At 52.6% G+C, this 26,134-nt stretch carries 27 protein-coding genes; 21 read left to right on the top strand and 6 right to left on the bottom strand.

Annotated features, from left to right (window positions below):
* Window positions 1–57 precede the first annotated feature (57 nt).
* From hslO to igaA, 4 genes are all read right to left on the bottom strand, one after another.
* The gene (hslO, locus tag AACU19_RS23140; protein WP_024211926.1) at window positions 58–936 is read right to left on the bottom strand and encodes an Hsp33 family molecular chaperone HslO; all 879 of its coding nucleotides are present in this window, start codon (window positions 934–936) and stop codon (window positions 58–60) included.
* Window positions 937–960: 24 nt separating this feature from the next.
* Complete coding sequence (hslR, locus tag AACU19_RS23145) at window positions 961–1,362, bottom strand: ribosome-associated heat shock protein Hsp15 (protein WP_000660487.1); 402 nt, start codon at window positions 1,360–1,362, stop codon at window positions 961–963.
* A gap of 10 nt (window positions 1,363–1,372) precedes the next feature.
* A complete protein-coding gene (yrfG, locus tag AACU19_RS23150; RefSeq protein WP_001353628.1) occupies window positions 1,373–2,041 on the bottom strand; it encodes a GMP/IMP nucleotidase in 669 nt (222 codons plus the stop codon).
* Between the two features lie 64 nt (window positions 2,042–2,105).
* Window positions 2,106–4,241, bottom strand: a complete 2,136-nt coding sequence (gene igaA, locus AACU19_RS23155) for an intracellular growth attenuator protein IgaA (protein ID WP_000104521.1) — start codon at window positions 4,239–4,241, stop codon at window positions 2,106–2,108.
* Window positions 4,242–4,560: 319 nt separating this feature from the next.
* Here igaA and nudE point away from each other — a divergent pair, with 319 nt between their 5' ends.
* Window positions 4,561–5,121 carry an ADP compounds hydrolase NudE gene (nudE, locus tag AACU19_RS23160; protein WP_000045742.1) on the top strand — a complete coding sequence of 187 codons (561 nt, stop codon included), beginning with the start codon at window positions 4,561–4,563 and terminating at the stop codon, window positions 5,119–5,121.
* 168 nt (window positions 5,122–5,289) lie between these two features.
* On the opposite strand, the gene mrcA is transcribed toward nudE, so the two are convergent.
* Window positions 5,290–7,842, bottom strand: coding sequence for a peptidoglycan glycosyltransferase/peptidoglycan DD-transpeptidase MrcA (gene mrcA, locus AACU19_RS23165; protein WP_105278604.1), 2,553 nt, complete (start codon window positions 7,840–7,842; stop codon window positions 5,290–5,292).
* 119 nt (window positions 7,843–7,961) lie between these two features.
* On the opposite strand from mrcA, the gene hofM reads away from it, so the two are divergent.
* From hofM to AACU19_RS23265, 20 genes are all read left to right on the top strand, one after another.
* Entirely contained in the window at window positions 7,962–8,741 is a 780-nt protein-coding gene (gene hofM / locus AACU19_RS23170; protein ID WP_001354999.1) for a DNA utilization protein HofM, read from the top strand.
* Entirely contained in the window at window positions 8,741–9,280 is a 540-nt protein-coding gene (locus AACU19_RS23175; protein WP_105278605.1) for a PilN domain-containing protein, read from the top strand. The genes hofM and AACU19_RS23175 overlap by 1 nt, the downstream gene beginning before the upstream one ends.
* A complete protein-coding gene (gene hofO, locus AACU19_RS23180) occupies window positions 9,264–9,704 on the top strand; it encodes a DNA utilization protein HofO (RefSeq protein WP_000367369.1) in 441 nt (146 codons plus the stop codon). The genes AACU19_RS23175 and hofO overlap by 17 nt, the downstream gene beginning before the upstream one ends.
* Window positions 9,694–10,098, top strand: a complete 405-nt coding sequence (gene hofP / locus AACU19_RS23185) for a DNA utilization protein HofP (RefSeq protein ID WP_001264139.1) — start codon at window positions 9,694–9,696, stop codon at window positions 10,096–10,098. The genes hofO and hofP overlap by 11 nt, the downstream gene beginning before the upstream one ends.
* The gene (hofQ, locus tag AACU19_RS23190; RefSeq protein ID WP_105278606.1) at window positions 10,010–11,248 is read left to right on the top strand and encodes a DNA uptake porin HofQ; all 1,239 of its coding nucleotides are present in this window, start codon (window positions 10,010–10,012) and stop codon (window positions 11,246–11,248) included. The genes hofP and hofQ overlap by 89 nt, the downstream gene beginning before the upstream one ends.
* Before the next feature lie 400 nt (window positions 11,249–11,648).
* Window positions 11,649–12,170: a shikimate kinase AroK gene (gene aroK / locus AACU19_RS23195; RefSeq protein ID WP_000818618.1), complete on the top strand. Its 522-nt coding sequence runs from the start codon at window positions 11,649–11,651 to the stop codon at window positions 12,168–12,170.
* 56 nt (window positions 12,171–12,226) lie between these two features.
* Complete coding sequence (gene aroB / locus AACU19_RS23200) at window positions 12,227–13,315, top strand: 3-dehydroquinate synthase (RefSeq protein ID WP_000439850.1); 1,089 nt, start codon at window positions 12,227–12,229, stop codon at window positions 13,313–13,315.
* Between the two features lie 91 nt (window positions 13,316–13,406).
* Window positions 13,407–14,693, top strand: a complete 1,287-nt coding sequence (damX, locus tag AACU19_RS23205; protein WP_105278607.1) for a cell division protein DamX — start codon at window positions 13,407–13,409, stop codon at window positions 14,691–14,693.
* 106 nt (window positions 14,694–14,799) lie between these two features.
* On the top strand, window positions 14,800–15,636 hold the full coding sequence (dam, locus tag AACU19_RS23210) for an adenine-specific DNA-methyltransferase (protein WP_000742143.1): 837 nt from the start codon (window positions 14,800–14,802) through the stop codon (window positions 15,634–15,636).
* A gap of 17 nt (window positions 15,637–15,653) precedes the next feature.
* Window positions 15,654–16,331: a ribulose-phosphate 3-epimerase gene (gene rpe, locus AACU19_RS23215; protein ID WP_105278608.1), complete on the top strand. Its 678-nt coding sequence runs from the start codon at window positions 15,654–15,656 to the stop codon at window positions 16,329–16,331.
* Window positions 16,324–17,082: a phosphoglycolate phosphatase gene (gph, locus tag AACU19_RS23220; RefSeq protein WP_001031720.1), complete on the top strand. Its 759-nt coding sequence runs from the start codon at window positions 16,324–16,326 to the stop codon at window positions 17,080–17,082. The genes rpe and gph overlap by 8 nt, the downstream gene beginning before the upstream one ends.
* The gene (trpS, locus tag AACU19_RS23225) at window positions 17,075–18,079 is read left to right on the top strand and encodes a tryptophan--tRNA ligase (RefSeq protein ID WP_000165543.1); all 1,005 of its coding nucleotides are present in this window, start codon (window positions 17,075–17,077) and stop codon (window positions 18,077–18,079) included. The genes gph and trpS overlap by 8 nt, the downstream gene beginning before the upstream one ends.
* A gap of 269 nt (window positions 18,080–18,348) precedes the next feature.
* Window positions 18,349–19,254, top strand: coding sequence for a GntR family transcriptional regulator YhfZ (gene yhfZ, locus AACU19_RS23230; RefSeq protein WP_105278609.1), 906 nt, complete (start codon window positions 18,349–18,351; stop codon window positions 19,252–19,254).
* A 16-nt stretch (window positions 19,255–19,270) separates the two neighbouring features.
* Window positions 19,271–19,633 carry a hypothetical protein gene (locus AACU19_RS23235; protein WP_002432776.1) on the top strand — a complete coding sequence of 121 codons (363 nt, stop codon included), beginning with the start codon at window positions 19,271–19,273 and terminating at the stop codon, window positions 19,631–19,633.
* An 83-nt stretch (window positions 19,634–19,716) separates the two neighbouring features.
* Window positions 19,717–20,880: a YhfX family PLP-dependent enzyme gene (locus tag AACU19_RS23240; RefSeq protein ID WP_105278610.1), complete on the top strand. Its 1,164-nt coding sequence runs from the start codon at window positions 19,717–19,719 to the stop codon at window positions 20,878–20,880.
* A complete protein-coding gene (locus tag AACU19_RS23245; RefSeq protein ID WP_105271503.1) occupies window positions 20,880–22,106 on the top strand; it encodes a phosphopentomutase in 1,227 nt (408 codons plus the stop codon). Before AACU19_RS23240 ends, AACU19_RS23245 begins: the two co-directional genes overlap by 1 nt.
* Complete coding sequence (locus AACU19_RS23250) at window positions 22,103–22,981, top strand: phosphotriesterase-related protein (protein ID WP_032303907.1); 879 nt, start codon at window positions 22,103–22,105, stop codon at window positions 22,979–22,981. The genes AACU19_RS23245 and AACU19_RS23250 overlap by 4 nt, the downstream gene beginning before the upstream one ends.
* A gap of 10 nt (window positions 22,982–22,991) precedes the next feature.
* Entirely contained in the window at window positions 22,992–23,345 is a 354-nt protein-coding gene (locus AACU19_RS23255; protein ID WP_000719728.1) for a DUF2620 domain-containing protein, read from the top strand.
* An 11-nt stretch (window positions 23,346–23,356) separates the two neighbouring features.
* Window positions 23,357–24,661, top strand: coding sequence for a YhfT family protein (locus AACU19_RS23260; RefSeq protein ID WP_105278611.1), 1,305 nt, complete (start codon window positions 23,357–23,359; stop codon window positions 24,659–24,661).
* Between the two features lie 11 nt (window positions 24,662–24,672).
* Window positions 24,673–25,758 carry an aminotransferase class I/II-fold pyridoxal phosphate-dependent enzyme gene (locus tag AACU19_RS23265; protein ID WP_105278612.1) on the top strand — a complete coding sequence of 362 codons (1,086 nt, stop codon included), beginning with the start codon at window positions 24,673–24,675 and terminating at the stop codon, window positions 25,756–25,758.
* Between the two features lie 104 nt (window positions 25,759–25,862).
* On the opposite strand, the gene AACU19_RS23270 is transcribed toward AACU19_RS23265, so the two are convergent.
* Window positions 25,863–26,030: a YhfL family protein gene (locus tag AACU19_RS23270; protein WP_001031834.1), complete on the bottom strand. Its 168-nt coding sequence runs from the start codon at window positions 26,028–26,030 to the stop codon at window positions 25,863–25,865.
* Window positions 26,031–26,134: the final 104 nt, after the last annotated feature.

The following is a 26,134-nucleotide window of genomic DNA, read 5'->3' on the forward strand; positions in this document are numbered from 1 at the left end:
GCATCAGGTTATTAAGTCGTAAAATCCGGCAGAGCACTCTCTGCCGGAAGGACTAGTTTAATGAACCTGCGGATCTGCCGGAGACGCGTTGTTGCGGATCTCTGCAATATCCATCGCATTGAACAGATAGTGGTTACCGCAGTAATCACAATGCATGTCAATTTCGCCTTCTTCCGCCAGAATGCTATCCACTTCTTCATCCGGCAGTGTTTTTAGCGCGTCGGCGCAACGTTCACGCGAGCAGGTGCATTTGAATTCAACATCCTGCGGATCGTAAACCGTCACCTCTTCTTCGTGATACAAACGCCACAACACTTCGTTTGCCGGTAAGGTCAGCAGTTCTTCGGTTTTGATGGTTTCGGTTAGCGTTGCCAGGTGGTCAAAGTCGTCCTGCTGGGCATTTTGCGCAGGCATTACCTGCAACAACATACCGCCTGCAGCCGGTTTGCCGTCTACGTCGCCGGTGCGAATAAACAGGCGCGTCGGCAGCTGTTCAGAACGCATAAAGTAATCTTCCAGGCAGGCCGCCAGGGTATCACCTTCCAGACCCACCACGCCCTGATAGCGTTCACCTTCGCTCGGGGTGATGGTGATCACCACGTAACCATTGCCCACTAGCGTTTTCAGGTCGGCATTTTCTGGAATTTCGCCCTGCACGCGCGCCACACCGCGCATCTGCTGGTTGTTGTTACCGTTAATAACCGCCAGATTCATCGGTCCGTCGCCTTGCAGTTGTACGGTGATATCACCATCAAACTTCAGCGTAGCGGTTAACAGGCTGGTCGCAACCAGCAGTTCTGCCAGCACGTTTTTAACGGGCTGCGGATAATCGTGATTCTCAAGGATCTGTTGCAGGGTTTCCGAAACGGTTACCAGTTCGCCGCGTACGGCAAAGTTTTCAAACAGATAGCGATGTAATTGGTCATGTTGCGGCATAATCATCTCTCTTGCAGGTGACAGTTATTCACTGTCGCCGTGTTTAAATCGTAACAGGTCGCGGCGCTCTTTTTTGTCCGGGCGTCGGTCCGGGTGCGGCATGGTTAAGGCATTAAGTTTACGTGCCAGCGCCATTTTTTCGCGTTTCTCTACACTTTCTGCAGTCTCTTCATACAGCAAGACTGCCTCGCTGGCGGGGCGACGCTGTTCAGTAATCGCCTTTACAATCACCGTTCGTTCGTCATTTCCCTGGCGCAGAGTGAGCGTGGCATTCAGCTCGACGATTTTGCTTGGCTTGCTGCGCTGCCCGTTGTAGTGCACCTTACCGCCTTCGATCATTTCGCGGGCCAGCGCGCGGGTTTTATAAAAACGGGCGGCCCATAGCCATTTATCCAGTCGAACCTCAACAGCAGGTTTTTCTTTCATGGCGTCTCCTTCACATTAGCGAGGGGATCAGGCGGCGGTAGTCATTCAGTGACGGATGGTGCTGATACTGTTTCTCGGCAATCCCGGAGTCAGGATTAGTCACACCGAGGCAGTAACGAATACCAAATTGTGCGGCAGCATCGAGAATCGCTTCGCTGTCATCAATAAACAGCGTTCTTTCAGCTTTCAGACCCGTAGCTTCGGCCACCGCATGCCATAACCGCTGATCCTCTTTCGGATAACCAAATGTGTGGGTGGAAAGTAATAAATCAAGGTGTGCGTCCAGACCGGTATGCTCAAGTTTTACCGCCAGGTTATGCGGATGAGCATTGGTGAGCAAAATTCGTTGCTTACCACTGGCTTTCAGTGCCTCAAGAAACGGAATGGTATCTTCACGCAGCACGGCACGCGGTCCCATCTCAGTGGTCATCGCACAGATATCCAGACCCAGTTGCTCACTCCAGTAATCAAGACAGTACCAGTTTAGCGTATGCTGCACGTCGTGATATTGCTGGCGCATATAGTCCATCGCTTCCTGTGGTGTGACCCCGTTTTTCGCCCCCCATGTTTCAGGCACCAGCTTTTGCCAGAAATAGTTATCGAAGGCGAGGTCGAGCAACGTGCCGTCCATATCCAGCAGAACGGTATCTACGTCCTGCCAGGCAATGTTGATATGCATGAGGGAAATCTCCAGAGTGAAGCAATTTGCGCGACAGGGTAGCATAACCTGCCGCGCAAACGTGTTATTCGATAAGGCTTTCTGAAGGGGTGATCAGTTGCGGGTTCAGGCAGCTTTCATAATAGGCCTGAATCTCCATCATGCGAGTGCGATGACGCTGGTAACGACGCCAGGCCTGTACGCCATTGTAAATGGCGCTACCCAGCATCGTCAGTAGCAGCAGTGTGGTGCTGAGATAGCGCCACAGACCGGAACGATCCGGGATCGGATGAAGGCCAATATGCTGCGTACCATTGGCGTCAGTGAAGATTTTTGTGACGATACCCTCGGCGTTAAACGGCGTATGCATCAGCATTTGTGCCAGTTTCTGGAAAGCGTTCCACTGTTCTTGCGGCGGGTAGTCGTAAAGTGATGCCGAAGGCCAGGGCTGATCAACAAAATCGCTGCCTTCGTCGCTGACAATCAGGAATCCGCCGGGGGCCGGACTGTTTAGTGATTGTGCCGCTCGCGCCGTTTCATGCGTGATAAACGGCGCGGTGGAAGTTGCCACCAGGTTATCCAACGATTCCGCACTCACCGGGCGTAATAACACATTCACGCCATCGAGTTTCCCGGCGTTGGCGCGTTTTACCAGCGCGTCCCAGTCTTTACTGTTGCCGAGATTGACCAGCGCATTTTTCAGTCGCACACAGTCATCTTTGGCAGAACAAAGATCCGCTGTCTTCAGTACGATATCGCCAAAATCATCAAGCAATACCATGCCGGATTTTTGAATTGCTGAACGTAATGAGGCGCTGACGCGAGATTCATCTTCCGGTTTAGGGTGCAGCTGGCGATTAACTGCTTCGGTCAATGCCGTCGCTTTGTTGACCAGTTCAGATTCTGGTAATGGCAATGAGCGGGCGTCATTCCATATGATCTGCGAGCAGTCAAACGGTAAAAAAGGTGAGTTGGTTTTCGCGCTCCAGGTACCGGAAGTGCGAATATTACACATTCCCGTACCGCTAATACGCAATGTATCGCCAACCCGCACGCCAGCGTCAGCCAGTTGTTTCACGCTGGTGGCTTCAATGGTCTGCGCGCCTTTCATCCACGAGAGGGTGAATTTCAGCGGCATATCCAGCGGGATCCAGAATAACAGCATAAACAGCACCAGTAGCGAGCCCGCAGCGATAATCGTACTGCGCAGCCAGTGCTGTAACGGAAAGTTTTTTACTTCATCATGCAGCGAAAGATATCGCCCCTGACGCACTACGTGGCGGTCGAGATAGATATCGATATCGGTTTGTTGGCCGAGATCCTGAGCAATGTAGGGCTGCCAGTGTGCGGGATAGACCAGGTCGATAATACCGAGTGAAATATTGTTGATCTGTTCCTGATCGTTTTCGCCAAACAATCCCCAACGACGGGGTGTACCGCGCAGACAATGAATTTCCCGCAGGGAGGATTTTGCCGGGGGCGCGAATAGCCCCCACAGTCCTGCGCCCAGCAGCAGTAACGCGCCGCCTGCCAGCCACGGAACAAATACATCCGGGGTAATCAGGCAGAAAAAGAACATCAGGAAGGAGGCGACAATCAGCAACGCTTCGCGCAGCCCGCGCGGACGACTTAGCGCATACTCTTCGTGCGTTTCTTTGCGAATATTGAGTAGCTCGATTTGCTCACTCTCTTCCCCGCGAATAGACGCCTGTGTTGACGGAACAGGTTGCAAGGCATAGCCGCGAGTTTCCTGCATGTACTCCTGCAGCGTATGACCGTTGAGTGAAATAACCAGCGGCAGCGAATCGGTATGAATCAGTTCAACGGTATTCTCATCGTTGATGTACTGCTCCCAGAAAGGGGGCAGGTGGACTTCTACCGAATCGAGGTAGTAACGCCATTTATTCGGATCGTCGGTAGAGATGCCGTAACGCGTGATAGCGTGTGTCAGCATCATGACGTTGTTGCTTTCGGCATTCAGCGCCAGAGAGATCGGTGCCGCGCTGGCTCCCGTTGGGCCCGGCACCTGTAATACCTGCGTCAGGCTCTCAAGATAATTTTCAACGGCGCTACGTTCTTCAGGTGTGAGTTTACGCGTTTGCGCATCCGCGAAGGCGTTGGTCCAGGGCAGCTGACGCCGTCTGGATCGCACTTTTATCAGCCATCCCGCAAGTAGTGAGCAGGCCAGCAAAGCAGCTAAAAAAATCACAATGGTGCTCATGCTTTCCCCATCTTACTTAGTCTGTCAGGCGTGGTCAGTCGCACCGGACACAATACATGATTCTGCGGTTGGCTATCGGCAAGCGTGGAGTTTAACTTGAGCATCATTAAGCACATCACAGTAACCGCTGATCATAGCAAACCCTCTGAAGGCGGAATATCAGCAAATTCCTGGAGTTATTTCAACCTATTGACTTTTAATTTGATTTGAGGATGATTATTTAATAAGTTACATAAATGTAAATAACATGCAATTCACATTGCCGAAAGCGTGTCCGATATCGCACAATAACCGCTGATTTCACAGCATAGATCCCACGATGAGCAAATCATTACAAAAACCCACCATTCTGAATGTTGAAACTGTAGCCCGTTCACGACTGTTTACCGTCGAAAGCGTGGATCTGGAGTTCAGCAATGGCGTGCGGCGTGTTTATGAACGAATGCGTCCAACCAACCGGGAAGCGGTGATGATTGTGCCGATTGTGGACGATCACCTGATCCTGATCCGCGAATACGCAGTGGGAACGGAATCCTACGAATTAGGTTTTTCGAAAGGATTAATTGATCCGGGTGAAAGCGTATACGAAGCCGCTAACCGCGAGCTAAAAGAAGAAGTGGGATTTGGTGCGAACGATCTGACTTTTTTGAAGAAGCTCAGCATGGCGCCGTCTTACTTTTCCAGCAAAATGAATATCGTGGTAGCGCAAGATCTCTACCCGGAATCGCTGGAAGGCGATGAGCCAGAGCCGCTACCACAGGTGCGCTGGCCGCTGGCGCATATGATGGATTTGCTGGAAGACCCTGACTTCAACGAAGCACGTAATGTCAGCGCACTGTTCCTCGTGCGCGAGTGGTTGAAGGAGCAGGGGCGAGTGTAAATGCGTGAAGTTTGCCTGATGCACAATGCTTATCAGGCCTGCGCGGCTCATGCAATAGATTGATTTTTCTCGATATTTTCAGACGGATAACGTGTTCACGCCGTATCCGGTATAAATAAAGTGACACTTTGTCAGCAAACAGAAAAAGGCGCCGAAGCGCCTTTTTAATCAGAACAATTCCTGTGCCTCGCCATTATCGATAATGGTCGTTCCCACCTCGTGCACCGCCTGTTGTGTCGGCTGTGTACCTTCGATGAAATACTCTTCGCGGCTGTTGCCACCATTAGCTAACTGCCCGGTGCTGCGATCGATATTCACCGTCACAATACCCGGCGGCGGCGTCAGCGGCTGCTCCGGCACACCTTCAAGAACGGCTTTCATATAAGCGTCCCATGCAGGCTGGGCACTCTTGGCACCGCCTTCGTAACCTGAGATCTGATCTTTAATCGCTCCGGAAGCCGTTGTATGACCGAGATTACGGCGGTGATCATCAAAGCCAATCCAAACCGAGGTCACAACGCCCGGACCGTAACCCGAGAACCACGCATCTTTCGAACTGTTAGTGGTACCCGTTTTTCCGCCGATATCATGCCGTTGTAAATCACGACCTGCTCGCCAGCCGGTACCCTGCCAGCCTGGCTCACCAAAAATATTGGTGTTCAGGGCGCTCTTAATCAGGAATGCCAGCGGAGTGTTGATGACGTGCGGTGCGTACTCCTGCGCGCCAGTCTTCGCGACTAACGCCTGATTCGCCTGCTCCAGCTGCGGCATTGGTACAGAAACATTCTGCTGCTCGCGGGAGATAGCGACATCTTCAACATCGTTATTTTCCAGCACGTTCGATTTCTGCGTATCACCGTAAATCACCGGAATATCGCATTTCGGGCAGGCTACTTTCGGTTTCGCTTCGAAAATCACGCCGCCCTGATCGTTTTCAATTTTGCTGATAAACCACGGGTCCACCAGGAAGCCGCCGTTCGCCATTACCGCGTAGCCGCGCGCCACCTGCATTGGGGTGAAGGACGCTGAACCCAGCGCCAGCGATTCGGTGTGGACAATGTTTTGCGCTGGGAAGCCGAAGCGTTGCAGATATTCTGCAGCGTAGTCGACGCCCATCGCCCGCATTGCGCGTACCATCACCACGTTTTTCGACTGGCCCAGTCCCTGACGTAAGCGAATTGGACCGGCATACTGTGGTGGTGAGTTCTTCGGCTGCCAGTCAGAACCGGCACCTGCATCCCAGCGGGAAATTGGCACATCGTTCAACATGCTTGCCAGCGTCAGACCTTTATCCATCGCCGCGGTGTAGAGGAACGGTTTGATGTTGGAACCTACCTGACGCAGTGCCTGGGTGGCGCGGTTAAACTTGCTCTGATTGAAATCAAAGCCACCGACCAGCGCCATAACGGCACCGTTTTGCGGATTGATCGACACCAGCGCCGAGTTCACTTCCGGCACTTGTGCCAGCCACCATGCATCGCCAACCTGACGAACCCAGATTTGCTGACCCGTTTGCAGAACATCGGTCACTTTACGCGGCGTCGGTCCCTGCTGAGTATCCGAACGGTAAGGACGCGCCCAGCGAACGCCTTCCATACTCAATGCGACGGTCGACCCGTCCGCCAGCATCGCCGTCGCTTCCTGAGGATTGGCGCTGGTGACTGCGGCAGGCAGCAGCGGACCATAGGTCGGCAGCGCCTTCAGCGTATCGGTAATCTTGTTGTTATCCCACGCCGATTCGCCCACTTTCCACAGCACATTTGCCGGGCCGCGATAGCCGTGGCGCATGTCGTAGTCCAGCACGTTATTACGTACTGCCTGCTGTGCGGCCTGCTGTACTTTGCGGGTGATGGTGGTGTAAATGCGATAACCGTCTTCATAGGCACTTTCGCCATAACGGTTATACATCTCCTGGCGCACCATTTCGCTCAGGTATGGCGCAGAGAAAGCAATCTCCGGCGCGTGATAGTTAGCGTTAATCGCCTCAGTGCGTGTCTGATCGAACTGTTGTTGGGTGATATACCCTTCATCCAGCATCCGCGACAGTACGACGTTACGCCGCGCGACGGCACGATCCATTGAGTAGAGCGGATTAAAGGTGGAAGGCGCTTTCGGCAGCCCGGCTATCACCGCCATTTCGTTCAGCGTCAGTTGGTCGACCGTTTTACCGAAATAGACTTGTGCCGCAGCACCGACACCATAGGCGCGGTAACCGAGGTAAATCTTGTTCAGATAAAGCTCGAGGATCTCGTCTTTCGTCAGCAACTGTTCAATGCGAATCGCGAGGAAGACTTCCTTAATCTTACGCATCAGCGTGCGTTCTGGACTGAGGAAGAAGTTTCTCGCCAGCTGCTGGGTAATGGTACTCGCCCCTTGTGACGCGTGGCCGGAGAACAGCGCCACACTTGCCGCACGGAAGATCCCCACCGGGTCAACGCCGTGATGCTCGTAGAAGCGGCTGTCTTCCGTCGCGATAAAGGCTTTCACCATCTCCGGCGGGATTTGATCCAACGTAACCGGAATACGACGTTTCTCACCGTATTGAGCAATCAGCTCGCCATCGGCGCTGTAAATCTGCATCGGAATTTGCAGGCGAACATCTTTTAATGTCGCCACATCCGGCAGTTGTGGCTCGATGTAGCGGTATAGGCCATAAATCGAGCCTGCTCCCAGCAGAATGCAACAGACTGCAAGGATCAAAAAATACTTTACGAACTTCACTGGAAATTTCCCATTTAGTTTCATTTGGGCAGTTTATAAACAAACGCGCGGTAGTATAAAGGCAAGCCAGACGCATTGATATACCCGTCAGAGTGACGGGTGATAAGGAGATCATCACGATGGCATTTAAGATCTGGCAAATTGGTTTGCATTTACAACAGCAAGAAGCGGTGGCGGTTGCGATCGTGCGGGGCGCAAAAGAATGCTTTTTGCAACGCTGGTGGCGGTTGCCGCTGGCGAACGACATAATCAAAGATGGGCGGATTGTCGATGCACAGCGGCTGGCTAAAACGTTGTTACCGTGGAGTCGCGAACTGCCGCAGCGTCATCACATTATGTTGGCGTTTCCCGCCAGTCGCACATTACAGCGGTCATTTCCGCGCCCGTCGATGTCCCTTGGTGAGCGGGAGCAAACGGCCTGGCTGTCCGGGACGATGGCCCGCGAGCTGGATATGGATCCGGACTCCCTGCGCTTCGATTACAGCGAAGACTCACTCAGTCCCGCCTATAACGTGACTGCCGCGCAAAGCAAAGAGCTGGCAACGCTGCTTACTCTGGCAGAAAGGTTGCGTGTTCATGTTAGTGCGATCACCCCGGATGCCAGTGCATTACAGCGATTCCTGCCTTTTTTACCTTCTCATCAGCAATGTCTGGCCTGGCGTGATAACGAACAGTGGCTGTGGGCGACGCGCTATAGCTGGGGGCGCAAACTGGCGGTGGGGATGACTAGCGCGAAGGAGCTGGCGGCAGCGTTATCCGTTGATCCCGAAAGCGTCGCGCTATGTGGCGAAGGCGGATTTGACCCCTGGGAGGCGGTTTCTGTTCGTCAGCCGCCGCTACCGCCGCCAGGTGGAGACTTTGCCATCGCGCTGGGGCTGGCGCTAGGGAAGGCGTACTGATGAACCCGCCAATTAATTTTTTGCCCTGGCGACAGCAACGCCGGACCGCTTTTCTTCGTTTCTGGTTGCTGATGTTCGTTGCGCCTCTGCTGCTGACCGTCGGGATAACGCTAATATTGCGTCTGACAAGCAACGCCGAAGCTCGCGTAGATGCCGTTTTGCTTCAGGCGGAACAACAACTCGCCCACAGCTTACAAATAACGAAACCACGTTTGCTGGAGCGCCAACAAATTCGTGCGCAGCGTTTGCAAAGGCAGCGCCAGCGACAATTTACCCGTGACTGGCAATCTGCGCTGGAAGCACTGGCGGCGCTTTTACCCGAACACGCCTGGTTGACAACGATAAGCTGGCAGCAGGGAACGCTGGAGATCAAGGGGCTAACAACAAGCATTACCGCGTTAAACGCGCTGGAAACGTCACTCCGCCAGGATGCTTCTTTTCATCTCAATCAGCGGGGGGCCACGCAGCAAGATGCGCAGGGACGCTGGCAATTTGAGTATCAGTTAACAAGGAAGGTTAGCGATGGACATGCTCTTTGACTGGTGGTTCGCCACATCACCCCGCCTCCGCCAGCTTTGCTGGGCATTCTGGTTGATGATGTTAGTTACGCTCATTTTTCTGTCATCGACACACCAGGAAGAGAGCGACGCATTAATTCGACTACGGGCAAGTCATTACCAGCAGTGGGCCGCACTGTATCGCCTGGTAAACACCACTCCCTTCAGCGAGGAAAAAACGCAGCCCTTTTCGCCACTGGATTTTCAGTTATCCGGCGCGCAACTGGTTTACTGGCATCCATCCGCGCAGGGAGGTGAGTTGGCGTTGAAAACGCTGTGGGAAGCAGTGCCGTCGGCATTTACACGGCTGGCAGAGCGCAACGTCAGCGTGAGCCGTTTTTCGTTAAGCGTGGAAGGTGATGACCTTTTGTTCACGCTACAACTGGAGACGCCGCATGAGGGTTAAACGCTGGTTGTTGGCAGGTATTGCATTGTGCCTTTTAACCGGTATGCGTGACCCTTTTAAACCGCCGGAAGATCTATGCCGGATTAGCGAACTTAGCCAGTGGCGCTATCAGGGGATGGTAGGGCGAGGCGAGCGCATCATCGGTGTAATAAAAGATGGGCAAAAAAAATGGCGACGAGTGCAGCAAAACGATGTGCTGGAAAACGGCTGGACGATCTTACAGTTAACGCCAGACGCACTAACGCTGGGAACCGGGACAAACTGCGAACCGCCACAATGGTTGTGGCAACGGCAAGGAGATACAAATGAAGCAATGGATAGCCGCACTACTGTTGATGCTGATACCCGGCGTACAGGCGGCAAAGCCGCAAAAAGTGACGCTGATGGTGGATGACGTTCCGGTAGCTCAGGTGTTGCAGGCGCTGGCTGAACAGGAGAAGTTGAACCTGGTGGTGTCGCCAGACGTCAGCGGTACGGTGTCGTTACATCTAACAGATGTTCCCTGGAAGCAAGCACTACAAACTGTAGTGAAAAGCGCCGGACTGATAACGCGTCAGGAGGGCAACATTCTCTCGGTGCATTCCGTTGCCTGGCAGAATGACAATATCGCCCGTCAGGAGGCGGAGCAGGCGCGGGCGCAGGCAAATCTGCCGTTGGAAAATCGCAGTATAAACCTGCAATACGCCGACGCGGGAGAACTGGCGAAAGCGGGGGAGAAGCTACTGAGTGCCAAAGGGAGTATGACCGTCGATAAACGCACCAATCGCCTTTTGCTGCGAGATAACAAAGCGGCGTTAAGCGCGCTTGAACAGTGGGTAGCGCAAGTGGATCTGCCGGTCGGGCAGGTTGAGCTGTCGGCGCATATTGTCACCATTAATGAAAAAAGTTTGCGTGAGTTAGGCGTGAAATGGATGTTGGCTGATGCGCAACAAGCTGGTGGCGTTGGGCAAGTCACCACGCTTGGCAGCGACCTCTCCGTAGCGACGGCGACAACGCATGTCGGTTTTAACATTGGACGCATCAACGGACGTTTACTGGATCTTGAGCTTTCCGCGCTCGAACAAAAACAGCAGCTGGATATTATCGCCAGTCCGCGTCTGCTGGCCTCACATCTTCAGCCTGCCAGCATTAAACAGGGGAGCGAAATTCCATATCAGGTTTCCAGCGGGGAAAGTGGCGCGACGTCGGTGGAATTTAAAGAGGCCGTCCTGGGGATGGAAGTTACGCCCACGGTGTTACAAAAAGGTCGCATCCGGCTGAAATTACACATCAGCCAGAACGTTCCGGGGCAGGTGCTACAGCAGGCCGATGGCGAAGTGCTGGCGATTGATAAGCAGGAGATCGAAACGCAGGTCGAGGTCAAAAGCGGAGAAACGTTGGCGCTGGGTGGCATTTTTACCCGTAAAAATAAATCGGGTCAGGATAGCGTACCGTTGCTTGGCGACATTCCCTGGTTCGGGCAATTATTTCGTCATGACGGAAAAGAAGATGAACGACGCGAGTTAGTGGTGTTTATCACGCCACGACTGGTTTCCAGTGAGTAAACAGCCGTAAAAGCGGTAATGTTTTTACGCTGAACGTGTTTCATCTATTTGACGCGCGCAGGTATTTAGCATACAAGGAGTACCGATTTGAGAGTTGGTGCTCTTCGCTGCCTGCGTTCCATGATGATGATTTATCATTCAGGCGGCATTTTGCTGTCTTTTTTACGCTAATCTTACCCGGTGATTTATCGCCAGAGCGGTGGTAGCAAGGCAGCGCGCTTGCAGCGACCAGATATGCAGAGGGATGGGTGATTTATTCAGTTGCCAAACCCGCTGGAGTATTGAGATAATTTTCAGTCTGACTCTCGCAATATCTTATGAGGTTTCAGTTCATGTCCTGCGGCGCTCTCTGAGCGAAGCGGGTTTATCATTAACGAATAGTCTTAGTAGTACCGAAAAAATGGCAGAGAAACGCAATATCTTTCTGGTTGGGCCTATGGGTGCCGGAAAAAGCACTATTGGGCGCCAGTTAGCTCAACAACTCAATATGGAATTTTACGATTCCGATCAAGAGATTGAGAAACGAACCGGAGCTGATGTGGGCTGGGTTTTCGATTTAGAAGGCGAAGAAGGCTTCCGCGATCGCGAAGAAAAGGTCATCAATGAGTTGACCGAGAAACAGGGTATTGTGCTGGCTACTGGCGGCGGCTCTGTGAAATCCCGCGAAACGCGTAACCGTCTTTCCGCTCGTGGCGTTGTCGTTTATCTTGAAACGACCATCGAAAAGCAACTTGCACGCACGCAGCGTGATAAAAAACGCCCGTTGCTGCACGTTGAAACACCGCCGCGTGAAGTTCTGGAAGCGTTGGCCAATGAACGCAATCCGCTGTATGAAGAGATTGCCGACGTGACCATTCGTACTGATGATCAAAGCGCTAAAGTGGTCGCAAACCAGATTATTCACATGCTGGAAAGCAACTAATTCTGGCTTTATATACACTCGTCTGCGGGTACAGTAATTAAGGTGGATGTCGCGTTATGGAGAGGATTGTCGTTACTCTCGGGGAACGTAGTTACCCAATTACCATCGCATCTGGTTTGTTTAATGAACCAGCTTCATTCTTACCGCTGAAATCGGGCGAGCAGGTCATGTTGGTTACCAACGAAACCCTGGCTCCTCTGTATCTCGATAAGGTCCGCGGCGTACTTGAACAGGCGGGTGTTAACGTCGATAGCGTTATCCTCCCTGACGGCGAGCAGTATAAAAGCCTGGCTGTACTCGATACCGTCTTTACGGCGTTGTTACAAAAGCCGCATGGTCGCGATACTACGCTGGTGGCGCTTGGCGGCGGCGTAGTGGGCGATCTGACCGGCTTTGCGGCGGCGAGTTATCAGCGTGGTGTACGTTTCATTCAAGTCCCGACGACGTTACTGTCGCAGGTCGATTCCTCCGTTGGCGGCAAAACCGCGGTCAACCATCCCCTCGGTAAAAACATGATTGGCGCGTTCTACCAGCCTGCTTCAGTGGTGGTGGATCTCGACTGTCTGAAAACGCTTCCCCCGCGTGAGTTAGCGTCGGGGCTGGCAGAAGTCATCAAATACGGCATTATTCTTGACGGTGCGTTTTTTAACTGGCTGGAAGAGAATCTGGATGCGTTGTTGCGTCTGGACGGTCCGGCAATGGCGTACTGTATTCGCCGTTGTTGTGAACTGAAGGCAGAAGTTGTCGCCGCCGACGAGCGCGAAACCGGGTTACGTGCTTTACTGAATCTGGGACACACCTTTGGTCATGCCATTGAAGCTGAAATGGGGTATGGCAATTGGTTACACGGTGAAGCGGTTGCTGCGGGTATGGTGATGGCGGCGCGGACGTCGGAACGTCTCGGGCAGTTTAGTTCTGCCGAAACGCAGCGTATTATAACCCTGCTCACGCGGGCTGGGTTACCGGTCAATGGGCCGCGCGAAATGTCCGCGCAGGCGTATTTACCGCATATGCTGCGTGACAAGAAAGTCCTTGCGGGAGAGATGCGCTTAATTCTTCCGTTGGCAATTGGTAAGAGTGAAGTTCGCAGCGGCGTTTCGCACGAGCTTGTTCTTAACGCCATTGCCGATTGTCAATCAGCGTAACAACAAGAAAGGTCAGGCCGCTTATCAAGCGGTCTATTAGCTTCAGGTTAATTGCAACGTGGTAAGCATTAACCTTTTAGTGGGGTGTTAAATGGATGAATTCAAACCAGAAGACGAGCTGAAACCCGATCCCAGCGATCGTCGTACTGGTCGTTCTCGTCAATCTTCTGAACGTTCTGAGCGTACTGAACGTGGCGAACCGCAGATCAATTTTGATGATATTGAACTTGATGACACTGACGATCGCCGTCCGACTCGTGCGCAAAAAGAGCGCAATGAGGAACCGGAAATCGAAGAAGAAATTGACGAATCCGAAGATGAAACCGTGGATGAAGAGCGCGTAGAGCGTCGTCCGCGTAAGCGCAAAAAAGCAGCCAGTAAACCCGCTTCTCGTCAGTATATGATGATGGGCGTCGGCATTCTGGTTCTCCTGCTGTTGATCATCGGTATCGGTTCTGCGCTAAAAGCCCCCTCGACCTCTTCCAGCGATCAAACCGCGTCTGGCGAGAAGAGTATTGATCTTGCTGGCAATGCGACCGATCAGGCGAATGGCGTGCAGCCAGCGCCGGGAACCACGTCTGCGGAAAATACTCAGCAGGATGTTTCTCTGCCGCCGATCTCTTCTACGCCGACTCAAGGGCAAACCCCGGCGGCAACGGATGGTCAACAACGTGTTGAAGTGCAGGGTGACCTGAACAATGCGCTGACCCAGCCACAAAATCAGCAACAGTTGAATAATGTGGCGGTCAATTCCACGTTGCCGACTGAACCCGCGACGGTCGCGCCTGTTCGCAATGGCAATGCATCGCGTGACACGGCGAAAACGCAAACCGCTGAACGTCCGGCCACTACGCGTCCAGCTCGCCAGCAGGCGGTGATTGAACCGAAAAAACCGCAAGCAACCGTGAAAACGGAACCGAAGCCGGTAGCACAGACGCCGAAGCGTACTGAACCAGCTGCTCCTGTGGCGAGCACGAAGGCACCGGCTGCGACCTCTACGCCAGCACCAAAAGAGACCGCAACTACGGCTCCAGTACAGACGGCATCCCCGGCGCAAACCACGGCAACACCAGCCGCTGGAGGGAAGACCGCAGGTAATGTTGGTTCGTTGAAATCGGCACCGTCCAGCCATTACACTCTGCAGCTGAGCAGTTCCTCTAACTACGACAACCTGAACGGTTGGGCGAAGAAAGAGAATCTGAAAAACTACGTTGTCTATGAAACGAAGCGTAATGGTCAGCCGTGGTATGTCCTGGTTTCTGGCGTGTACGCTTCGAAAGAAGAGGCGAAAAAAGCGGTATCTACATTGCCAGCAGATGTCCAGGCCAAAAACCCGTGGGCGAAACCGCTGCGTCAGGTACAGGCCGATCTGAAGTAATCAAGGTTATCTCCCGCAATGGTTTATCATCGCGGGAGTTGCCTGAAGCGCTGGATGCTGTCGGAGCTTTCTCCACAGCCGGAGAAGGTGTAATTAGTTAGTCAGCATGAAGAAAAATCGCGCTTTTTTGAAGTGGGCAGGGGGCAAGTATCCCCTGCTTGATGATATTAAACGGCATTTGCCCAAGGGCGAATGTCTGGTTGAGCCTTTTGTAGGTGCCGGGTCGGTGTTTCTCAACACCGACTTTTCTCGTTATATCCTTGCCGATATCAATAGCGACCTGATCAGTCTCTATAACATTGTGAAGATGCGTACTGATGAGTACGTACAGGCCGCACGCGAGCTGTTTGTTCCCGAAACAAATTGCGCCGAGGTTTACTATCAGTTCCGCGAAGAGTTCAACAAAAGCCAGGATCCGTTCCGTCGGGCGGTACTGTTTTTATATTTGAACCGCTACGGTTACAACGGCCTGTGTCGTTACAATCTGCGCGGTGAGTTTAACGTGCCGTTTGGCCGCTACAAAAAACCCTATTTCCCGGAAGCAGAGTTGTATCACTTCGCTGAAAAAGCGCAGAATGCCTTTTTCTATTGTGAGTCTTACGCCGATAGCATGGCGCGCGCAGATGATGCATCCGTCGTCTATTGCGATCCGCCTTATGCGCCGCTGTCTGCGACCGCCAACTTTACGGCGTATCACACAAACAGTTTTACGCTTGAACAACAAGCGCATCTGGCGGAGATCGCCGAAGGTCTGGTTGAGCGCCATATTCCAGTGCTGATCTCCAATCACGATACGATGTTAACGCGTGAGTGGTATCAGCGCGCAAAATTGCATGTCGTCAAAGTTCGACGCAGTATAAGCAGCAACGGCGGCACACGTAAAAAGGTGGACGAACTGCTGGCTTTGTACAAACCAGGAGTCGTTTCACCCGCGAAAAAATAATTCTCAAGGAGAAGCGGATGAAACAGTATTTGATTGCCCCCTCAATTCTGTCGGCTGATTTTGCCCGCCTGGGTGAAGATACCGCAAAAGCCCTGGCAGCTGGCGCTGATGTCGTGCATTTTGACGTCATGGATAACCACTATGTTCCCAATCTGACGATTGGGCCGATGGTGCTGAAATCTCTGCGTAATTATGGCATTACTGCCCCTATTGATGTGCATCTGATGGTGAAACCGGTCGATCGCATTGTGCCAGATTTCGCTGCCGCAGGTGCCAGCATCATAACCTTTCATCCAGAAGCCTCCGAGCATGTTGACCGCTCGCTGCAACTGATTAAAGAAAATGGCTGTAAAGCGGGGCTGGTATTTAACCCGGCGACACCGCTGAGCTATCTGGATTACGTGATGGATAAGCTGGATGTGATCCTGCTGATGTCCGTCAACCCTGGTTTCGGCGGTCAGTCTTTCATTCCTCAAACACTGGATAAACTGCGCGAAGTACGTCGTCGTATCGACGAGTCTGGCTTTGACATTCGTCTGGAAGTGGACGGTGGCGTGAAGGTGAACAACATTGGCGAAATCGCTGCGGCAGGTGCCGATATGTTCGTCGCTGGTTCGGCCATTTTCGATCAGCCAGACTACAAAAAGGTCATTGATGAAATGCGCAGTGAACTGGCAAAGGTAAGTCATGAATAAGTTTGAAGATATTCGCGGCGTCGCTTTTGATCTCGATGGTACGCTGGTGGACAGTGCTCCTGGTCTGGCTGCTGCGGTAGATATGGCGCTGTATGCGCTGGAGTTGCCCGTCGCAGGTGAAGAGCGTGTTATTACCTGGATTGGTAATGGCGCAGATGTTCTGATGGAGCGTGCATTGACCTGGGCACGTCAGGAACGTGCGACTTTGCGTAAAACAATGGGGAAACCGCCCGTTGATGACGACATTCCGGCAGAAGAACAGGTACGTATTCTGCGTAAACTGTTCGATCGCTACTATGGCGAGGTTGCCGAAGAGGGGACGTTTTTGTTCCCGCACGTTGCCGATACGCTTGGCGCATTGCAGGCTAAAGGCCTGCCGCTAGGCCTGGTCACCAACAAACCGACGCCGTTTGTTGCGCCGCTGCTCGAAGCCTTAGATATCGCCAAATATTTCAGCGTGGTGATTGGTGGCGATGATGTGCAAAACAAAAAGCCGCACCCGGACCCGCTGTTACTTGTGGCTGAGCGGATGGGAATTGCCCCACAACAGATGCTGTTTGTTGGCGACTCACGCAATGATATTCAGGCAGCAAAAGCAGCCGGTTGCCCTTCAGTTGGCTTAACCTATGGATATAACTACGGCGAGGCTATCGATCTTAGCCAGCCTGATGTAATTTATCAGTCTATCAATGACCTTCTGCCCGCATTAGGGCTTCCGCATAGCGAAAATCAGGAATCGAAAAATGACTAAGCCCATCGTTTTTAGTGGCGCACAGCCCTCAGGTGAATTGACCATTGGTAACTACATGGGTGCGCTGCGTCAGTGGGTAAACATGCAGGATGACTACCATTGCATTTACTGTATCGTTGACCAACATGCGATCACCGTGCGCCAGGATGCACAGAAGCTGCGTAAAGCAACACTGGATACGCTGGCGTTGTATCTGGCTTGTGGTATCGATCCTGAGAAAAGCACCATTTTTGTTCAGTCCCACGTGCCGGAACATGCGCAGTTAGGCTGGGCACTGAACTGCTATACCTACTTCGGCGAACTGAGCCGCATGACCCAGTTTAAAGATAAATCTGCGCGTTATGCCGAGAACATCAACGCGGGTCTGTTTGACTATCCGGTGCTGATGGCGGCGGATATCCTACTGTATCAAACCAACCTGGTGCCGGTGGGTGAAGACCAGAAACAGCACCTGGAACTGAGCCGCGATATCGCCCAGCGTTTCAACGCGCTGTATGGCGATATTTTTAAAGTACCGGAGCCGTTTATTCCGAAATCTGGCGCGCGCGTAATGTCTCTGCTGGAGCCGACCAAGAAGATGTCCAAGTCTGACGATAACCGCAATAACGTTATCGGCCTGCTGGAAGATCCGAAATCGGTAGTTAAGAAAATCAAACGCGCGGTCACTGACTCCGACGAGCCGCCGGTAGTTCGTTACGACGTGCAGAATAAAGCGGGCGTTTCCAACCTGCTGGATATCCTTTCTGCGGTAACTGGCCAGAGCATCCCGGAACTGGAAAAACAGTTCGAAGGCAAGATGTATGGTCATCTGAAAGGCGAAGTGGCTGATGCCGTTTCTGGTATGCTGACTGAATTGCAGGAACGTTATCACCGTTTCCGCAACGACGAAGCCTTCCTGCAACAGGTGATGAAAGACGGCGCAGAAAAAGCCAGCGCACACGCTTCCCGTACGCTAAAAGCGGTGTACGAAGCGATTGGATTTGTGGCGAAGCCGTAATATCAAAACGCTCGGACAGTCCCCTCGCCCCTTTGGGGAGAGGGTTAGGGTGAGGGGAGCAGGCAAGCGCCAGTGCGAATTACCCTCTGCTCGCATTGTCGAATAAATCAATTCGTCATCACTCTGAAACCGGGGAAACCCGGTTTTTTATCCTCCTATTTGCAATAATCCGAAAAAATGTGAAGCGCCTCGCCGTTTCCACATCTCGCTGTTGCGCCTTATCTTCGAATTCCTGAATATATAAATATTCAATTTAATGAAAATTTACTATGCGTCGAACGTTTATCAAAAAAGAAGGCGTCGTCATCACGACACTGGCCCGTTATTTGTTGGGTGAAAAATGCGGTAATCGACTGAAAACCATAGATGAACTGGCAACTGAATGCCATTCATCCGTTGGCCTGACGCAGGCCGCGTTGAAAACGCTGGAATCAAGCGGTGCGATACGAATTGAACGCCGCGGGCGCAATGGCAGTTATCTGGTGGAAATGGATAACAAAGCACTGCTGAGTCATGTGGATATCAACAACGTTGTGTGTGCCATGCCTTTGCCCTATACCCGCTTGTACGAAGGTTTAGCAAGCGGGCTGAAAGCCCAGTTTGATGGCATTCCTTTTTACTATGCGCATATGCGCGGCGCGGATATTCGCGTGGAGTGTCTGCTTAATGGCGTGTATGACATGGCGGTGGTTTCCCGACTGGCGGCGGAAAGTTATCTCACACAAAAAGGCTTATGCCTCGCGCTGGAGTTGGGGCCGCATACCTACGTTGGTGAGCATCAGTTGATTTGCCGTAAAGGGGAGTCTGCAAAGGTGAAACGCGTGGGGCTGGATAACCGCTCGGCGGATCAGAAAATTATGACCGATGTCTTTTTTGGTAATAGCGATGTGGAGCGTGTTGACCTCTCATATCACGAGAGTTTACAACGCATTGTTAAAGGCGATGTCGATGCGGTTATCTGGAACGTGGTGGCAGAAAGCGAACTGGCCATGCTGGGATTAGAGGCGACGCCGCTGACGAACGATCCTCGATTTTTACAGGCCACTGAAGCCGTGATACTAACACGTGCCGATGATTACCCGATGCAACAACTGCTGCGTGCAGTTGTTGATAAACATGCCCTGCTTGCTCATCAACAGCGAGTAGTCAGTGGGGAACAGGAACCCAGTTATTAAACGAAAGGCATCTGAAATGGAAACCAGACTCAACCTGCTTTGTGAGGCAGGGGTTATTGATAAGGACATCTGCAAAGGCATGATGCAGGTCGTCAACGTACTGGAAACAGAGTGCCATCTACCGGTGCGCAGCGAGCAAGGAATGATGGCGATGACACATATGGCGAGCGCACTGATGCGCAGTCGCCGTGGTGAAGAAATAGAGCCGCTGGATAACGAATTGCTGGCAGAGCTGGCGCAATCCAGCCACTGGTCAGCCATTTTACAATTGCATCAGGTGTTGTTGAAGGAATTCGCACTGGAAGTTAACCCGTGTGAAGAAGGCTATTTGCTGGCCAACCTTTATGGATTATGGATGGCTGCTAACGAAGAGGTTTGAGGCTCCCGACAAATCCACGTCGCACAACCTAAATATTCAAAAAAATGAATATTTAATTCAAGGAACAGAAACGAGGCAACAAGATGTTTGTAGAAGCATTGAAACGCCAGAACCCGGCACTGATTTCCGTCGCACTCAGTTTGTGGCAACAGGGCAAAATCGCCCCGGACAGTTGGGTAATCGACGTCGATCAGATACTGGAAAACGGTAAGCGGCTGATTGAGACGGCGCGGCTTTACGGTATTGAACTGTATCTGATGACCAAACAGTTCGGTCGTAATCCGTGGCTGGCAGAAAAACTGCTGGCGCTGGGTTACAGCGGCATTGTGGCGGTGGATTACAAAGAGGCACGAATCATGCGCCGCGCAGGTTTACCGGTGGCGCATCAGGGGCATCTGGTGCAAATCCCTTGTCATCAGGTGTATGACGCTGTTGAACAGGGAACCGACGTCATCACCGTGTTTACCCTCGATAAAGCGCGGGAAGTTTCTGCGGCAGCGGTGACGGCCGGACGGATCCAGCCTGTGCTGCTCAAAGTTTATAGCGACGATGATTTTCTTTATCCGGGGCAGGAGAGCGGTTTTGTACAGCATTCGCTGCATGAGGTGGTTGCTGAAATTAAGAAACTGCCGGGGCTGCATTTAGCCGGATTAACCCATTTCCCTTGCCTGCTTTGGGATGAGGCTGCCGGGAAAGTTTTGCCGACACCGAATCTTCACACGCTGGTACAAGCACGGGATCAACTGGCGAAATCTGGTATTGCGATTGAGCAACTGAACGCGCCTTCAGCGACCAGCTGCACTTCGCTGCCATTGCTGGCGGAATACGGTGTGACTCATGCCGAACCCGGTCATGCGCTGACGGGCACTATTCCGGCAAACCAGCAGGGCGACCAGCCTGAACGTATCGCCATGCTCTGGTTAAGTGAAATTTCCCACCATTTCCGTGGCGACAGCTACTGCTACGGCGGCGGTTACTACCGTCGTGGGCATGCGCATAACGCACTGGTATTTACGCCAGAAAATCAAAGCATTACTGAAACATATCTCAAAGCCGTAGATGACAGCAGTATCGACTACACCCTGCCGCTGGCAGGCGAGCATTCGGTAAGCAGTGCTGTGGTGCTCTGCTTTCGCACGCAGATTTTTGTCAGCCGTAGCGATGTGGTGCTGGTGTCCGGTATTCACCGTGGCGAACCGGAAATCGTTGGTCGTTATGACAGTCTTGGAAGCTCTCTGGAGGCGTAATGGCGCGATTTGTGGTGTTAGTGATTGATAGCTTTGGCGTAGGGGCAATGAAAGATGTCACGTTGGTGCGTCCGCAGGATGCCGGGGCGAATACCTGTGGTCACATCCTGAGCCAGTTGCCGCATTTACAGCTACCAACGCTGGAGAAAATGGGGCTAATCAACGCATTAGGTTATGCGCCTGGCGATATGCAGCCGTCAGACTCCGCAACCTGGGGCGTTGCAGAGTTGCAACATGAAGGTGGCGACACCTTTATGGGGCATCAGGAAATTTTAGGCACGCGCCCGTTACCGCCGCTGCGGATGCCCTTTCGCGATGTGATTGACCGTGTTGAGCAGGCATTAGTCACCGCTGGCTGGCGGGTTGAGCGCCGTGGCGAAGAGTTGCAATTTCTGTGGGTTAATCAGTCGGTTGCCATTGGCGATAACCTCGAGGCGGATTTAGGCCAGGTCTATAACATCACCGCCAATCTCTCTGCGATCTCTTTTGACGACGCAATCAAAATTGGTCGTATCGTGCGTGAGCAGGTACAGGCCGGTCGGGTCATTACATTTGGCGGCCTGTTAACTGACAGTCAGCGCATTCTCGATGCCGCAGAAAGCAAAGAAGGGCGCTTTATTGGCATCAATGCGCCGCGTTCTGGCGCTTATGACAACGGTTTCCAGGTCGTACATATGGGCTATGGCGTCGATGAAAAAGTGCAGGTGCCGCACCAACTGCATCAAGTGGGCGTGCCCACGGTGCTGGTGGGTAAGGTGGCAGATATCGTCAGCAATCCTTATGGCGTGAGCTGGCAAAACCTGGTGGATAGCCAGCGGATTATGGATATCACCCTCGACGAATTTAACACGCATCCGACGGCGTTTATTTGCACCAATATCCAGGAAACCGACCTCGCTGGTCACGCAGAAGACGTCGCACGTTATGCCGAACGTTTGCAGGTCGTTGACCGTAACCTTGTCCGGCTTGTTGAGGCGATGCAGCCAGATGATTGCCTGGTCGTGATGGCGGATCACGGTAACGACCCGACTATTGGTCATAGCCACCATACCCGCGAAGTGGTGCCAGTGCTGGTTTATCAGCAAGGGCTGGTCCACACGCAACTCGGTGTGCGCACCACGCTTTCTGATGTGGGGGCTACCGTGTGTGAATTTTTCCGTGCGCCACCGCCACAAAATGGTCGCTCTTTTCTTTCCTCCCTCCGGTTTGCAGGAGACACCCTATGAGTTTTGATCCGACGGGCTTCACCCTCGCCCATGAGCATCTGCATATTGATCTCTCCGGCTTTAAAAACAACGTGGACTGCCGCCTTGATCAGTATGCGTTCATTTGCCAGGAGATGAACGACCTGATGGCACAGGGTGTGCGTAATGTGATTGAGATGACCAACCGTTACATGGGGCGCAATGCACAATTTATGCTCGATGTAATGCACGAGACGGGGATCAACGTGGTGGCCTGCACCGGTTATTACCAGGACGCGTTTTTCCCGCAACATGTGGCGACCCGCAGCGTGCAGGAACTGGCGCAGGAGATGGTCGATGAAATTGAACAGGGTATCGATGGCACGGAGCTGAAAGCCGGGATCATCGCGGAGATTGGCTCCAGCGAAGGAAAGATTACGCCGCTGGAAGAGAAAGTTTTTATTGCCGCCGCGCTGGCACATAACCAGACCGGACGCTCGATCTCCACGCATACGTCGTTCAGCACGATGGGGCTGGAGCAATTGGCTCTGTTGCAAGCCCACGGAGTTGATCTTTCGCGCGTCACCGTTGGTCACTGCGATCTGAAAGACAACCTCGACAACATTTTGAAGATGATCGATCTCGGCGCGTATGTGCAGTTCGACACCATCGGCAAGAACAGTTACTACCCGGACGAAAAGCGCATTGCGATGCTCCACGCGCTACGTGACCGTGGGTTGCTGAACCGCGTCATGCTGTCGATGGATATTACGCGCCGCTCTCATTTAAAAGCCAACGGTGGTTATGGCTATGACTATTTATTAACCACCTTTATTCCGCAATTGCGCCAGTCAGGATTCAGTCAGGCCGATGTGGATGTGATGTTACGTGAAACTCCCTCTCAATTTTTCCAATAAGGACAGACTCATGAAAAAGATTGGTGTTGCAGGCTTACAGCGTGAGCAGATTAAAAAAACCATTGAAGCGACGGCTCCTGGCTGTTTTGAAGTTTTCATTCATAACGACATGGAAGCGGCGATGAAGGTGAAATCCGGGCAACTGGATTACTACATCGGCGCGTGTAATACCGGGGCGGGCGCGGCATTGTCGATTGCCATCGCGGTGATTGGCTATAACAAAAGTTGCACTATTGCCAAGCCGGGCATTAAAGCGAAAGACGAGCATATCGCCAAAATGATCGCCGAAGGGAAAGTGGCGTTTGGGCTTTCCGTTGAGCATGTCGAACACGCGATTCCGATGCTGATTAACCATCTGAAATAAAAGGCACGACTATGGATCTGTATATTCAGATTATCGTGGTGGCGTGCCTGACGGGTATGACATCGCTTCTGGCGCATCGCTCGGCAGCCGTTTTTCATGACGGTATCCGCCCGATCCTGCCGCAACTGATTGAAGGCTATATGAACCGTCGTGAGGCGGGGAGTATCGCTTTTGGTCTGAGCATTGGTTTTGTGGCCTCGGTGGGGATCTCTTTTACCCTGAAAACCGGGTTGCTCAACGCATGGTTACTCTTTCTTCCTACCGATATCCTCGGTGTCCTGGCGATAAACAGCCTGATGGCGTTTGGCCTTGGTGCACTCTGGGGCGTACTGATCCTCACCTGCCTGCTGCCGGTAAACCAGCTGCTGACCGCGCTACCGGTGGATGTATTAGGTAGTCTGGGGGAATTAAGCTCGCCAGTGGTTTCAGCTTTTGCACTGTTCCCTCTGGTGGCGATTTTCTACCAGTTTGGCTGGAAGCAAAGTCTGATCGCCGCCGTGGTTGTGCTGATGACCCGTGTGGTGGTAGTGCGCTATTTCCCGCATCTCAATCCGGAATCCATCGAAATCTTTATTGGTATGGTGATGCTGCTGGGGATCGCGATTACTCACGACCTGCGTCATCGTGATGAAAATGATCTTGATGCCAGCGGGCTTTCGGTGTTTGAAGAACGTACGTCGAGGATTATCAAAAATTTACCCTATATCGCCATCGTAGGGGCGCTGATTGCCGCCGTTGCCAGCATGAAGATTTTTGCTGGTAGTGAAGTGTCGATCTTCACCCTGGAGAAAGCATATTCCGCAGGCGTTACACCGGAGCAATCACAAACGCTGATCAACCAGGCGGCGCTGGCGGAATTTATGCGCGGGCTTGGCTTTGTGCCTTTGATTGCCACCACCGCGTTAGCAACAGGTGTGTATGCAGTTGCGGGCTTTACCTTTGTTTATGCGGTGGGCTATCTCTCGCCGAATCCGATGGTTGCGGCGGTATTAGGCGCAGTGGTTATTTCGGCAGAAGTCCTGTTACTTCGTTCGATCGGCAAATGGCTGGGACGCTACCCATCGGTACGTAATGCGTCGGATAACATCCGTAACGCCATGAATATGCTGATGGAAGTGGCTCTGCTGGTCGGTTCTATTTTCGCAGCAATTAAGATGGCGGGCTATACCGGATTCTCCATCGCGGTTGCCATTTACTTCCTCAACGAATCCCTGGGCCGTCCGGTACAGAAAATGGCGGCACCGGTCGTGGCAGTAATGATCACCGGTATTCTGCTGAATGTTCTTTACTGGCTTGGCCTGTTCGTTCCGGCTTAAGGAAGGCACCTATGAAGACGTTTCCTCTGCAAAGCCTGACGCTTATTGAGGCGCAGCAAAAGCAGTTTGCGCTGGTGGATAGCATTTGCCGTCACTTTCCCGGCGCGGAGTTTCTTACCCGCGGGGATTTAGGCTTAACGCCAGGGCTGAATCAACCGCGCATTACCCAGCGTGTGGAACAGGTGCTGGCTGACGCGTTTCATGCGCCAGCGGCGGCGCTGGTACAGGGCGCGGGTACTGGAGCGATTCGTGCGGCGTTGGCGGCTTTGCTCAAACCGGGGCAGCGTCTTCTGGTGCATGACGCGCCGGTTTACCCGACGACTCAGGTCATTATTGAGCAGATGGGGCTGACGCTTATTACTGCTGATTTCAACGACCTGTCGGCGCTTAAACAGGCCATTGAAGAGCAACAACCTGATGCCGCGCTGGTGCAGCATACGCGCCAACAGCCGCAGGACAGCTATGTGCTGGCAGATGTGCTGGCAACATTGCGTTCGGCTGGCGTTCCTGCGTTAACCGATGACAATTATGCGGTGATGAAGGTGGCGCGCATTGGCTGCGAATGCGGCGCGAATGTTTCGACATTCTCCTGTTTCAAGCTGTTTGGACCAGAGGGTGTTGGCGCAGTGGTAGGTGATGCCGATGTTATTAACCGGATCCGCGCCACGCTCTATTCCGGCGGCAGTCAGATCCAGGGCGCACAGGCGCTGGAAGTATTGCGTGGTCTGGTGTTTGCGCCAGTGATGCACGCGGTGCAGGCGGGGGTATCTGAACGGTTGCTGGCTTTACTTAACGGTGGCGCAGTGGCGGAAGTGAAAAGCGCCGTTATTGCCAATGCGCAGTCGAAGGTGTTGATTGTGGAGTTTCATCAACCGATTGCCGCCAGAGTGCTTGAAGAGTCGCAAAAGCGCGGTGCCTTGCCTTACCCGGTGGGTGCAGAGTCGAAATATGAAATCCCGCCGCTCTTCTATCGACTTTCAGGAACGTTTCGTCAGGCGAATCCACAACTCGAACATTGCGCGATTCGCATTAACCCGAATCGCAGCGGTGAAGAGACGGTGCTGCGGATTTTGCGTGAGAGTATTGCCAGCGTTTAATTCTGGGACCGATGTTTTCGCAGAGTATGGAGAAAAATACGCCCTCGGAAAATTCAGAGGGCGTTAGCTCATTAAATCGGTGTTAGCCGATTTCTGTCAGAGACTTACTGTGCAGTAGGACCGCAACCGCCAATGATTTTAGAAATAGAAATTGCCGGGTGCAGCAGGTAGTCGTAAGAGCAGTTCTTATCACGGTTTTCAATATGACCAGTACATGCAGTTAACGTAGCCAGTACCGCACCAACCAGTGCAACTTTAATAAATTTGTTCATTTACATTCCCTATGTATTATATATTAATTAATATTCATTGATTATATGAATATAAGCAGACTGCTCATTAAGAACGATACAGGAATATTTAATTGGCGTCAGTG

The organism is Escherichia sp. MOD1-EC4550 (assembly GCF_963876935.1).
Lineage (GTDB): Bacteria > Pseudomonadota > Gammaproteobacteria > Enterobacterales > Enterobacteriaceae > Escherichia > Escherichia coli_F.

Coding starts and splice junctions, on each gene's coding strand:
- hslO (WP_024211926.1), bottom strand. CDS start 936: ATGCCGCAACATGACCAATTACATCGCTATCTGTTTGAAAACTTTGCC.
- AACU19_RS23265 (WP_105278612.1), top strand. CDS start 24,673: ATGAAGACGTTTCCTCTGCAAAGCCTGACGCTTATTGAGGCGCAGCAA.
- gph (WP_001031720.1), top strand. CDS start 16,324: ATGAATAAGTTTGAAGATATTCGCGGCGTCGCTTTTGATCTCGATGGT.
- AACU19_RS23250 (WP_032303907.1), top strand. CDS start 22,103: ATGAGTTTTGATCCGACGGGCTTCACCCTCGCCCATGAGCATCTGCAT.
- AACU19_RS23260 (WP_105278611.1), top strand. CDS start 23,357: ATGGATCTGTATATTCAGATTATCGTGGTGGCGTGCCTGACGGGTATG.
- aroB (WP_000439850.1), top strand. CDS start 12,227: ATGGAGAGGATTGTCGTTACTCTCGGGGAACGTAGTTACCCAATTACC.
- hslR (WP_000660487.1), bottom strand. CDS start 1,362: ATGAAAGAAAAACCTGCTGTTGAGGTTCGACTGGATAAATGGCTATGG.
- yhfZ (WP_105278609.1), top strand. CDS start 18,349: ATGCGTCGAACGTTTATCAAAAAAGAAGGCGTCGTCATCACGACACTG.
- hofO (WP_000367369.1), top strand. CDS start 9,264: ATGGACATGCTCTTTGACTGGTGGTTCGCCACATCACCCCGCCTCCGC.
- rpe (WP_105278608.1), top strand. CDS start 15,654: ATGAAACAGTATTTGATTGCCCCCTCAATTCTGTCGGCTGATTTTGCC.
- hofP (WP_001264139.1), top strand. CDS start 9,694: ATGAGGGTTAAACGCTGGTTGTTGGCAGGTATTGCATTGTGCCTTTTA.
- yrfG (WP_001353628.1), bottom strand. CDS start 2,041: ATGCATATCAACATTGCCTGGCAGGACGTAGATACCGTTCTGCTGGAT.
- trpS (WP_000165543.1), top strand. CDS start 17,075: ATGACTAAGCCCATCGTTTTTAGTGGCGCACAGCCCTCAGGTGAATTG.
- AACU19_RS23240 (WP_105278610.1), top strand. CDS start 19,717: ATGTTTGTAGAAGCATTGAAACGCCAGAACCCGGCACTGATTTCCGTC.
- nudE (WP_000045742.1), top strand. CDS start 4,561: ATGAGCAAATCATTACAAAAACCCACCATTCTGAATGTTGAAACTGTA.
- AACU19_RS23255 (WP_000719728.1), top strand. CDS start 22,992: ATGAAAAAGATTGGTGTTGCAGGCTTACAGCGTGAGCAGATTAAAAAA.
- AACU19_RS23245 (WP_105271503.1), top strand. CDS start 20,880: ATGGCGCGATTTGTGGTGTTAGTGATTGATAGCTTTGGCGTAGGGGCA.
- AACU19_RS23175 (WP_105278605.1), top strand. CDS start 8,741: ATGAACCCGCCAATTAATTTTTTGCCCTGGCGACAGCAACGCCGGACC.
- hofQ (WP_105278606.1), top strand. CDS start 10,010: ATGAAGCAATGGATAGCCGCACTACTGTTGATGCTGATACCCGGCGTA.
- damX (WP_105278607.1), top strand. CDS start 13,407: ATGGATGAATTCAAACCAGAAGACGAGCTGAAACCCGATCCCAGCGAT.
- hofM (WP_001354999.1), top strand. CDS start 7,962: ATGGCATTTAAGATCTGGCAAATTGGTTTGCATTTACAACAGCAAGAA.
- AACU19_RS23235 (WP_002432776.1), top strand. CDS start 19,271: ATGGAAACCAGACTCAACCTGCTTTGTGAGGCAGGGGTTATTGATAAG.
- aroK (WP_000818618.1), top strand. CDS start 11,649: ATGGCAGAGAAACGCAATATCTTTCTGGTTGGGCCTATGGGTGCCGGA.
- dam (WP_000742143.1), top strand. CDS start 14,800: ATGAAGAAAAATCGCGCTTTTTTGAAGTGGGCAGGGGGCAAGTATCCC.
- igaA (WP_000104521.1), bottom strand. CDS start 4,241: ATGAGCACCATTGTGATTTTTTTAGCTGCTTTGCTGGCCTGCTCACTA.
- AACU19_RS23270 (WP_001031834.1), bottom strand. CDS start 26,030: ATGAACAAATTTATTAAAGTTGCACTGGTTGGTGCGGTACTGGCTACG.